Source organism: Dinghuibacter sp. (assembly GCF_035492835.1).
In the GTDB taxonomy this organism is placed as follows: domain Bacteria; phylum Bacteroidota; class Bacteroidia; order Chitinophagales; family Chitinophagaceae; genus Dinghuibacter.
Genome location: NZ_DATJIY010000066.1, coordinates 1 through 11,165, shown reverse-complemented (window position 1 = coordinate 11,165; position 11,165 = coordinate 1). Strand labels below are relative to the sequence as shown.

The 11,165-nt window shown below is 56.3% G+C and carries 5 protein-coding genes; 2 read left to right on the top strand and 3 right to left on the bottom strand.

Annotated features, from left to right (window positions below):
* Positions 1–7 precede the first annotated feature (7 nt).
* The 3 genes from VL547_RS06310 to VL547_RS06300 are packed head-to-tail and all read right to left on the bottom strand — an operon-like array spanning position 8 to position 6,107.
* A complete protein-coding gene (locus VL547_RS06310) occupies positions 8–3,007 on the bottom strand; it encodes a glycoside hydrolase domain-containing protein (protein ID WP_325576385.1) in 3,000 nt (999 codons plus the stop codon).
* A gap of 6 nt (positions 3,008–3,013) precedes the next feature.
* Positions 3,014–3,961 carry a phytanoyl-CoA dioxygenase family protein gene (locus tag VL547_RS06305; RefSeq protein ID WP_325576383.1) on the bottom strand — a complete coding sequence of 316 codons (948 nt, stop codon included), beginning with the start codon at positions 3,959–3,961 and terminating at the stop codon, positions 3,014–3,016.
* Positions 3,962–3,971: 10 nt separating this feature from the next.
* A complete protein-coding gene (locus tag VL547_RS06300) occupies positions 3,972–6,107 on the bottom strand; it encodes a hypothetical protein (RefSeq protein WP_325576381.1) in 2,136 nt (711 codons plus the stop codon).
* Positions 6,108–6,529: 422 nt separating this feature from the next.
* Here VL547_RS06300 and VL547_RS06295 point away from each other — a divergent pair, with 422 nt between their 5' ends.
* Positions 6,530–9,586, top strand: a complete 3,057-nt coding sequence (locus VL547_RS06295) for a SusC/RagA family TonB-linked outer membrane protein (RefSeq protein ID WP_325576379.1) — start codon at positions 6,530–6,532, stop codon at positions 9,584–9,586.
* 18 nt (positions 9,587–9,604) lie between these two features.
* A complete protein-coding gene (locus tag VL547_RS06290) occupies positions 9,605–11,158 on the top strand; it encodes a RagB/SusD family nutrient uptake outer membrane protein (RefSeq protein WP_325576377.1) in 1,554 nt (517 codons plus the stop codon).
* The last annotated feature ends 7 nt before the right edge of the window (positions 11,159–11,165 follow it).

The window sequence follows — 11,165 nt, the reverse complement described above, 5'->3', positions numbered from 1 at the left end:
CAATCGGTTATTGAATGATGATCCACCCTCCTTTACCGACTCCGATGGGTATGTCGTTCAGGTTGTCATATACACATTCTTGTTGCAACCCGGATACGGCAGGCGCCACGATCGTAGCGTGGGCGCCATCGATACCCAACGCTTTCCAATCCACATCCAGGCGTACATGGACATCCTTCTTCGCCCAACTGGCGTAAGCGACAAGCACCTTCCCAGGCCGTTGGTAGACCGTCACCTTTACGTCGTCCCGGTTGCACCGGACGGGGCACAAAGAATCCCAATAGCCCAACATACGGGATGGCCGGATACCAAACACGTCCCACAGACGCCAGAGGGCGCTGGGATCGCTTCCCGTCCATCCAAGACGGTTGGTCATCCCATACAACATTCCCCGGTAGGCATTCCCGCCGTTGTTGAGCATTTCTCCAAACAGACCAAACGGGATACCGGAAACTTCGATCAGCCAGTAGTCAGGCGATTCGTCGTAGTTATATCCTTCGCCCAGCCAAAGGCTATTGAGGAACGGGAAGAGCTCCATATACTGGTTGGCCGGGCTGTTCAACCCATACGTCGGGGAGAAGTTATTCCCCGAATGCATATCGATGAGACAACTATCCGCGGCCCTGTCCATTACCTTCCGCACGCGTTTCATAATCTCCCGGTCGTATCCCACCCCGTCGAGGTAGATGCCACGGATGCCGGTGTTCCGAACTAGCCAGTTCAACCCCTCGATGTAATAATTATGCAAGCGGGAAAGACCCTGGGTGCGGACAGCCATGTCGTAGTCACCGTCCGGGAGCGGCGTATGCCAGGCGGCGTCGTACCTGGTCCGCAAATGCTCTACCAGCCAGGAGCCGCCGGTACAGTAAAGGTTGCCCCCCGTACCATCGTCGGCGAACTGATCGGCGACCTGGGATCCCAGACCGGGTGTAAATATCTCGTCACCCAGGCTTCGGAAGGGCCATATCTCCGGAGCCCTGTTGCTCAGCTCCCGGACTGTATAGTAGACCTTTGTTCTTATACCGAGCGCGCGGTTGACCGCGACATACCGCTTTAGTGTGTCGACGGCGACGAATGGGTAGTTGATATACGGGTTCAGGACATTGCCCTGGTGGACATTCATGACATTCGCACCCTTGGCGAGCGCCTCCCGCCGCCAGCTATCGACGGGGGGGTCGGCCTGGAAATACCTCTCGTCCCAATGCGCGGGGTCAAGCAGCTTCAAGGGCGTGATCAACAGCCCGAAATTGAAATGGAGTACCTGTCCTTTTGCGAGACGTCTTTTTCCCGTGTAGGCGATGAATAACGCGTCCGGAGTCAAGGTCACGCCACCCGATCCGCCATTGCTCCAATCTTTATAAATCCCCGTTTTCTCCAAATTGGTAATCGCCCAGTCCGGTGTTTCGTTTTTGAGCTTGCACTGCAAACCCGCGTTCACATCGCCCATCCAGACCATGTTGTTGGCTTTGCTCGTTTCCCACTTCCAGTCCCAACGGTCCGGCCGCCTGCCGCCTTTACACCCCAGTCCCATCATATAGGTCGCCACGGAGGGGGCGTATGGGATTTGCAGCCGGAAGTCATCCAGGTCCATATCCTTCCTGGCGGTCAATGTCAGCTCGTAGCTGACGTACCCGTCACACTCCATCCGGGCGGAGACGGCCAAGCCGGCGTCTTCGCTCTCCAGTCGTGCAGACCACCTCGCAACTCCGCCGGCGCCTTCTTTCGTCACCGGCCCGTCGCCCTTCCAGCTCATGGTCTTGCCACGGGAAATCGCCTTTACCTCTATGGCGCCGGCGAGTATATCCTTTGCCGACCCTTCAGCCGACGCGTTACAACCCTGAAAGGAGCTGGTGATCCGTTCTGGCAGGCCAAAACGGTCAAACCATAGGGTCCTCCCGAGTATATGAACGGAATTCCCCCGGAGCCTTACCGGGGTATAGGGTTTGAAGACGCTGTCATCGATCCCCCTATCGGAATCGAGCCAGTCCAAACGGGCCAATCGGTAAAGGTCGCCATAGCCCCTGTCCTCCGACACCCCGTCCTGTACCCGCAAACGAATACCTATGGACCGGGGCGCTACGCCCTCCGCGTCGATAGCCGCGATCCCGCTGTACACGCCGGGTCTTAGGCTTTTCGCGAGGTCCACTCCTATCCACAAAGGCTGTACCTTTCCTTTTGCCACGCCGACCGTTTTTGTCAGCCGCTTCCCCTCCCAGTCTTTTCCGCCGGTATTGAAACACCTTATCGAGGCGGCTGGTATTCTGGCTCCGTTATCACCGGTCAAATCGGAAAACGTCAGTCGCAGGTTGTGCAAGTTTTTATAGGCTGCGAAGACGGCCAGTTGAAAGACATAGAATTCGTTCCGCAGGGCGGTTCCATCAAAAGGCCCACCCTCCGTCCGCCCGATCCAGCACGAAGGGATCGCGTCTTCCATTCTCACCGGTTGTTTCCTGTCCCCGGGGAAGACCAGGAAGTCCTTGCCTTTGTTTACCGCAACGACACTGTCTGTCTCCCTTGCGGTGGCGATGACCTCCATGGGCTCGAATCTATCGAAGGCATCGACGGACTCGAAACGGAGGATCCTGGCGCCGGGAAAGGCCGCCGACCGGGACAGCCCTGCCGCCCAGACCGAGTCATAGGCAAGCCGCGCGTTTCGATAAACCGTATTCGGGAAATACCAGCTGCCCGTCATCCGATAGGGCATATAATAGAAAAAATATTCGCCTTTCCCGGTGGCCGGCTCGAATATAAAATCCCCCGCCTCCCTGTCGACCGCCAGCGCGTATACATGGGTCATCCGCCGGCCGGAGCTGGCATCCACGACAAACACGGCTTTACCCACCGGATCGTCCTCCCTCCTCCAGGGCAGGTGTACGCGGACCACCGGCGCGTCATCGTCTACTTCGACGACCGCGCGATGATTCCCCCATTGCTGCCTGTCCCAGGCGCTCTGCGCACGGAGCCCCGTGGCTCCCATCAGTAGTAGTGTCAATAAAACTCTTTGCATGATCTCCTATGAATTATACAATTCGACCGGGTCGATCTTGGGTATATCCAGGGCCGCCAGTTCACTGTCCCCGACAAACAGCAGTGGGAAGAACCGGCTGTCGAGCACGCAATCCTGGTCCATGTTCGGGAAGTATTTCAATGCTTCCGCTCTTTCGTAGTCCCGCGTATTTCCCCTCGTGCCATGCGCCATGGCGTTGAGCACCACGGCCCTCCTTGGCCAACCGGAGTGGTTGGCGTAAGAGCCATGCATGGTCAGCGGGTGGTGAAAGCTGCAGTATCCCCGTGGCAATTCGTTGGCCACTTTACGGTCGAAGGCACTGGCTTGTTCACCGGTCAGTACACTCCTTACCGCATCCATATCACCCGTAAGGCCGGTGACCGGGAGTAAACCCCACCGGTGGCTGCCGGGCACATAATACAAACAACCGTTCCCGGTGGTCGCTTCGTCCAGCCCGATCCAGCACGTCAGGTGATGCATCGGTTTTGTAAAGGTCCAATAGGAGAAATCCTGGTGCCAGGCCACCACCGCACCATGCCTCGCCGGTTTGCAAAACAGCTGATCGTGGAAGAACCGCACGGAATGCCCCAGCAACTGATACGCCGCCATCCGGTAGGCGGGCGACCATATCAGGTCGTGGAAACCAGGTGTTATCCTCCAGCCGCCGATGGCGTGGAACAACACATTATCCGGCTCCATGGACTCGTTATGCTCATAGTGATAAAATAGTTTTCGTTCGGCCTTCGAGGGGGATTGCAGTATGGCTACCTCCTTGTTCAATAAGTCGACCTGCCCGTCTGTAAGGATACGGATGCCTCTCACAAAACCATCGCGCCTGTAGGATTCGACTTGTTCATCGGTCAAGACATACCGTTTCCAGTCCTTCGCGCTCCGCGGTTGTTCGAACATCGCGCCGATGGGGTTCTGATGAACCGAAAGATCCAGGTTGTGCATGTTGTCTTTTTTAGTATCCCGTCGCTCGTGAGAGCTTCTTGAATAACACCGGGTTATTCCCATCGGCGTCCACGTGGTAAAGCTCCCACGTGTCCGCATCGATTTGCCGAAGGTGGAAGTACTGCGTGGGGTCCGCCAGGTCATTTTTTACCCACCCCGGAAAAGCGCCCGCGGCCCGTGCATTTTCCCACGCCCGGATGGCGGAGAAGATGGCGTATTTTTCCGGACACGCTTCCACGCTGGTTTGCCGGAGGTCCAACATATACGTTACGCCAACGCCCACCGAGACCGCCTCCAGGTTTTCAAATTGCCGGACCGTCGAGGAGCGGCCGGGGCCGCCGGTGATACCAAAGGTGGCCGGGAAATAATTCGCATAGGCCACATTGCGGATGTCCTTCCCCTCGATACCCCAGCTCCGGTGTACCTGGTCGTACATATTTTTCCCACCGCCCACGTTCCAGACGCTCTGGTAATGCCAGGAGCCCTCGCTGACGCCGGCGCCCATGATACGCAGATAGCCGATCCCGCCCTTGGCGGCCCTCTCGAACAACACGCGATGGAACCGTTTCACGGAATAAGTACCCATACCCTGGTCGAACAGGAATTCTTCGCCATCCCAATCAATATAGTGGATGCCGTTCTTTATACTGACGTCGGCGTAGTAGGCGGCGATAGAGTCCTGTAGGTTTATGTCGGGGATCAGACCGGCGTATCCGCCGCCACAGGATGCCTGCATCTTGTCTACGGGCGCGCCTTTTTCATGCACCGTGGCCTTGGTGCCCCAATATCCCCTGGTCACGTGTTGCAGGGCATACGGCGGCGTGTTGCTGACACCTTCATAGTGAATGAGCTCTTTCCCGATTTTAACGATGTTCAGCGACTTGTCGTGACCCTCTGCCGGGCCCGTCTCGTCCAGCCACCGGGGATCGGTTACGGTTATGTCCAGGTCCGCCGCTCCGACGTCCTTGGCCAGCGTTTTTTTCAGTAGCACGCACAAGCTGTCGCTGGGCGGATTCAAATCGCCCGTTCCCCGGCCCAGCGCGGTGGTCACCGTATGCCGCCCGATGTCGATGCCCAATGCATTTGCCATATCGGCGAATTGTTTATGGGTCTTATTACCCGCCGTAAAATGAAACGCCTCTCCGTCAATGTATCCTTTATCCGCCCTGTCCGGCCAGTAGAAGCCGATGTCTTCTGCCTGGATCGCCTTGAATCCCAGCTGGCTCACATAGGACACCGTGCTGTCGAAAAGCCGGCCGGATGTGGACACGTCCGGCGTATACCGCGCCGGGTCTTTTACCCATACCCGGCTCGCACTGCCGTTGACGGCATAAGCCGGGTACGGCAATCCCTCGCGCAACACGATGTTCTTGATGAGACCCAGCAACGCCACGCTGTCCGGGCAGCCATACAACGCAATGGAGGACCCCTTTATATCCACGGTGGGGACAGGTTGCACCTCCTGGTGGTTGGCGGCATTAGCCGCCAGTTGTGTTTTGGAGCTATCGAATACCATCCTCCCCTTCCGGCGGTCCCTGGCGTGATAACAGATCGATATCCGGCCCAGGTTGTCTATCGACGCGGCGTCGCCGTACAACATCCTGTAGTATTCCTCGGGATGGGAATAAAAGGCCACGTCATTTATCCCATCTCCCCCGATGGAAAAGCGTTGTCCCTCGTGCAACCCCGGCGGAAGCGGAAATCGTTTCGGATCGGGCGTATGAATGATGTATTCGAACTGGCCGAGGTCGGCGGGATCGGAAGCGGGGCCACCCATGGTGGTGTCGTTCAGCGCCAGGACGCCAATGGCGAAATTCCCTGTTTCGGTGGTGTCTCGGGCGACCCCGATGATCTCCCCGAACAAACCCGTTATGCTCGTATGGAAAGGTCCCCACTGGACGACGTCTATACCGTTCCGGGGCACGACATCCTGTAGGGTAAACTTGAAGTATTGTTTTTTTTCGATTGAAACCGTTACGGTCGCAACGGAACCGTTGGAATAGCGGAGTCTTGCGGTATTCCCCTTGTAGCTGGCGCCGACTGGGTAATAGTATTCATTTCTCCTGGAATCGTATAGGCACAACAGCGGGGAAGGCTTGTCCGCCGGGCTGAATTGCCGGTGGGGGACCACCGATGTATTCTCCATACCGTTGATGAAACCTTTGCTATTCAGGGTTATGGAAAAATACTGTGCAGTCAGTGTCCATTGGGCATCGACACGATGCCGGAGCGCTATAAAAATCAGCAGAAAGATTAGTTTTCCCCTTGGCGGCAATCGACGATTCATATGATCCTTTGCACAAGGATAATACATCGTACCGATCAGTTACTATACGAATCAAAATAGCGGTGGAATTAGACTGCGCAAACGGTTGCCTATGGGCCTATCGCACCAGCGCCAGCGCCCGCTGCTCCCTGATCGCCATCCCGCCCGCTGCTAAACACGCGCAAAAAAAAATTCTTTGGGGACTAAGGGTAAATCCATAGCCCCGTACTCCATGTACTAAATAGGCTTGTTATAATCATCTAAAAACCAAATTAGCTGCCATGTTGAAAAAGCGATTTGCAATGCTATTGCAGAGAAGGAGGATCCTATTCCTCATCCTTTCCTTCCTATGCGCCTCCCATCTTTCATTTGCCCAGGGAAAAATAACGGTAAGCGGTACTGTTGCCTCCGACAGCAGCAACGCGCCGCTGTCAAACGTATCCATAAAGATCAAGGGCAAAGCCGGCGGCACCACCTCGGACGCCAACGGCGTATTTACTATCAAAGTCGACAAAGGCTCGACACTGGTATTTTCCATCGTGGGGTATGAAGACAAAGAAGTCAGGATCGAAAGCGAAGCAACCGGGTTGTCCGTCCGGCTTACCGCTAAAATCTCCAACCTGAGTGACGTGGTCGTCATCGGTTATGGTACGCAGAAGCTGAAAGACGTCACCTCCTCGATTTCTACGGTGAGCCTGAGCGATGAAAGACAGCGCCCCGTAGTGAACATCATGCAGGAGCTGGCGGGCAAGGCCGCGGGCGTACAGGTACAACAATTCAATGGCGCTCCGGGACAGGATTTCCAGGTCCTCGTCCGGGGTTTCACCTCATTAAGCGGCAATGCCAACCCGGTATACGTAGTGGATGGTATCGTGGGCTATAACATCGCCAGCCTGGACGTAAACAACATCGCCAGCATCACTATTTTAAAGGACGCCTCCGCAACCGGCATCTACGGTGTGGCAGGGTCTGCCAACGGGGTCGTTCAGATTACCACCAAAAAAGGCGTCAGCGGCGCCCCCCGCATCGACGTCGATTTTTCCAACAGTTACCAAACGGTCGCCAAAAAACTGAAGGTGCTCAACGGGGAGCAGCTGCACGCCTTGCAGATCGACGAATACGTCAACGCCGGGCGCGCCAGCGATACGGCCAGCATCCGCCTCCCGGCGGGCTGGCAGAACATCAACAACAACTGGCAGGACAAGCTCTTCCGGACAGCGCCCATCACCAAAGTAAGCGCGCGGGTATCCGGCGGGGGTCAAGGCGGCAACTATGCGCTTAACCTCGGGTATCTGAACCAGGATGGTATCATGCCCACGATCAGCTCCAAAAAGTTCTTTGTGGGACTGACCGCCGAACAAACCCTGAACAAATGGCTGACCATTGGCGGCAGGGCGGACTATGCCCGGCAAACCACCCATAACATGCCGGGCGGCACCCAAGGGACCACCGGTCATGGCGGCGGCGGATCGGGCGCCGTTACCGGGGCAGCCGTCGCCTATTCCCCCTATGTATCCGAAAAGGACCCCACGACCGGCTTCTTCGCGGTGGATAACAGTAACGGTCAAGCGATACCCAACCCGCTCGCGCAATTGTACGGTACTTCCGATATTACGACCTACAACATCATCAACGCGGAAGGGCACGCCGTCATCCATCTACCCTTTGGGATATCCTATACCAACCGGATCTCGGCCAATATCTCGGACAATTTCGAAAACATCACCCAGGACCCTACGGTTACGTCCGGCGCCAATGCCGTTGGCGGGACGGCCGATTACCAGACCTTCCAGAACTTCACCTGGCTTTGGGACAATATCCTGGAATTCAGCAGGTCGTTTGGTAAACATAATATAGACGTTATCGGAGGTCTTACCGCCCAGAAATATTCCACCCAGTATTCCGAAAACGGCGGAAGCGGTTTCCCCATCGCGGGTATTTATTCCATATCCAGCGCGGGGAGCAGGCCGACCACCCAGGACAATGGCGGTTATGATTACTGGTCGAAGTATTCGCAATATGCCCGGTTGATGTATAACTACGATTCCAGGTACCTTTTGACGGCGACCATTCGCAGGGACGGCGCCTCGCAATTGGGTATCAACAATGAATTCGCCGTCTTCCCGGCCGCTTCCGTGGGTTGGAGGATATCCAACGAGCAGTTCATGAAACACCAGACCATCTTCAGCGATCTGAAAGTGCGGGCCGGTTATGGGGAAACGGGGAACCTGCCCGCTTCCTTGTATCCTTCCTATAACGTGCTGAACGTAGCGGGCGGTCAATACACCTACGATGCGGGCGGGGCTTCTTATCCCGGTCTGGGGCTGAATGGAACGGCTGCCAACCCCAATATCAAGTGGGAGCAGACCAACCAGCTGAACATCGGTACGGATATGGCCTTCCTGAACAACAGGCTGCGCTTCACCGCGGACTATTACAACAAACACACCACCAATCTGATCTATACGAGCAACCTGCCGCCTTCGTCTGGCCAAAGCAACGTGGTAATCAACCTCCCGGGCAAGGTAGTGAACAACGGTCTCGAGCTCGCGGTGTCCGCCGATATCCTGGCCAGCGGGCCGATCCGGTGGACGAGCAACTTCAACGTTTCCTTTAATAAGAACGTCATCAGGGCGAACATCACCCCGATCTCCGGCGGGGGCATCCCCTCAGGCGCCGCTTCGTGGTTGAAGAACGGGTACTCCATCGGCTCGTTCTTCGGGTATATCTCCCAAGGCGTGGATCCGCAAACCGGCTATATCAAATATGCCGATCCCGACAAGACCGGCGCCGCCGAGAACGGCTTGTACCTCGGCAACGCGCTGCCCAAGGCGTTCGGCGGCTTCAGCAACGATTTCACGTATAAGAACTTCACGCTGGATGTATTGATCACGTACGCATTTGGCAACAAGGTGTTCAACGCCAACCGGTATGAAGAGGACGGCATGTACGACCTGACCAATCAGCTGGCCACCACGCTTGGCCGCTGGAGGAAGCCGGGCGACGTCACCAGCCTGCCACTCGCCATACTGGGTGAAAATGCCTCCAACCAGGCCAACAACCCCTATGAGAACGGTAACGACAACGTGTCGAGCCGGTACGTGGAAAACGGCTCCTTCGTGAGGTTCCAGAATATCGCCCTCTCCTACGATTTTACGTCTTTCAACTTTATAAAATCGATCGGGCTAAGAAACCTCCGCGCCTTTGTTTCGCTGGAAAACATGATCACGATCACCAAGTATTCGGGCTATTCTCCCGACCTGAACAATGGCGGTACTTCCCCAAACACGCAAGGCCTCGATTTCGGTACCTATCCGCTGGCCAAGTCCGTAAACCTCGGTTTGAATGTTGGTTTTTAATTTAAAAAGTTGAATACAATGAAAAGCAAGAATATAGTACTTGTCTCTTTGTCCGTTCTGTCGATGACGGCGTGTAAGAGAAGTTTTTTGACGCAAACGCCGCCGAACCAGGTCTCCAGCTCGTCCGTGAATACGCTGGCCGGTCTGCAGGAGATATCGAATAACTCCTTTGAGCAAATGGTTGACGCCGGTGGGCACTTTTACCAATGGTTCGACCTGGTGAATGAAGACGTCCGGTCGGATAACAGCTTTGACGGGCAGACCGACAACAACAGCAACGAGGCCGTGACGCAGTGCGACAACTTCACCGACAACGCCACCACCACCGACGGCCGCGGCTGGACGGAGCTGTATGGCATGATAGGCACTTGCAACCTGTTGATCGACGTCGCCGCCAAACCCAGCTCGGACCCCAAATTGACCGACTCGGCGCGGAATCAAATGGTGGGATCGGCGAAGTTTTTACGCGCCCTGCATTTTTTCAACCTGGTCAAGGCGTACGGCCCCGTCGTTCTGACGCTCCATACCTATTCGACGGATACCGCGGTTAGACAAGCCCGCGCCAGCCTGGCCGATTGTTATAAGCAGATCGTTTCCGATTTGACGGACGCGATCGGCGCCTTGCCGAATACCTACCCCGGCGTGGTAAATCAACATACCCGCGCCACGAAGCCCGCGGCGCAGGCGTTGCTGGCGAAGGTATACGCGCAGGAGGGCGACTATACCGATTGCCTGGCCGCGTGTAACGCGGTTTTGCCGCCGGCCTATGGGGGCACCGGTCTTGGCAGCTTCAGCCTGGTCGCCAATTTTGCCGACCTGTTCGATGACAACGCGTCAACCAATACCACGGAGTCGTTTTTCGAAATCCAGCACGTAGGGGGTACCAATGCGCCCACCCGCAACTTTGCGACCTGGCTGATCGCGCCCTCGGATTATAACCTGACCATCCCCGATCCGTTTACCAAGTTTGTTTGCCCCACCCAGGACCTGGTGAACGACTACAAGAACTCAGGGGACCTCGTGCGGATGAACGGCGTAATGGTATTCGAGAACGATTCGACGGTGTTCACGCCCGGGCGCATCTTCTTCGACAATCCCAACCACTATCCGACCAACGCCACGGCGCAGATTCCCTATCTAATCACACGCGGTCAGCACGTACAAGGCGGCTCGTACGCCGCCGGCGGCAGCCAAAGCGTCATCATCCTCCGGCTCGCGGATATCATCCTGCTGAAAGCGGAGGCCTTGAACAATACCAGCCAAACCGCCGAAGCCATTCCCTTAGTGAATGCGATCCGCGCACGGGCCCACCTGGCGCCGACAACGGCGACCACCCAATCCGATGTCGCGCTGGCGATATTGCACGAGCGTCGTTTGGAATTTGCGGGACAGGGGCACCGCTGGAGCGACCTGCGTCGCTTCGGCGCGCAGTATACCGTCGACCTCATGAATAACTTCACGGACTACCTGGGTAACAAGCTGTATAACATTAACGCGAATATGCTGCTCTATGCGATCCCCATCGGGGAATTGAACAGCAACCCCGCCTGCACGCAGAACCCGGGGTATTAAGAGGCAG

What these genes read in the sequence shown, in the direction of transcription:
- VL547_RS06310 (WP_325576385.1), bottom strand. Translation starts at nt 3,007, where the DNA reads ATGCAAAGAGTTTTATTGACACTACTACTGATGGGAGCCACGGGGCTC.
- VL547_RS06300 (WP_325576381.1), bottom strand. Translation starts at nt 6,107, where the DNA reads ATGGAGAATACATCGGTGGTCCCCCACCGGCAATTCAGCCCGGCGGAC.
- VL547_RS06295 (WP_325576379.1), top strand. Translation starts at nt 6,530, where the DNA reads ATGCTATTGCAGAGAAGGAGGATCCTATTCCTCATCCTTTCCTTCCTA.
- VL547_RS06290 (WP_325576377.1), top strand. Translation starts at nt 9,605, where the DNA reads ATGAAAAGCAAGAATATAGTACTTGTCTCTTTGTCCGTTCTGTCGATG.
- VL547_RS06305 (WP_325576383.1), bottom strand. Translation starts at nt 3,961, where the DNA reads ATGCACAACCTGGATCTTTCGGTTCATCAGAACCCCATCGGCGCGATG.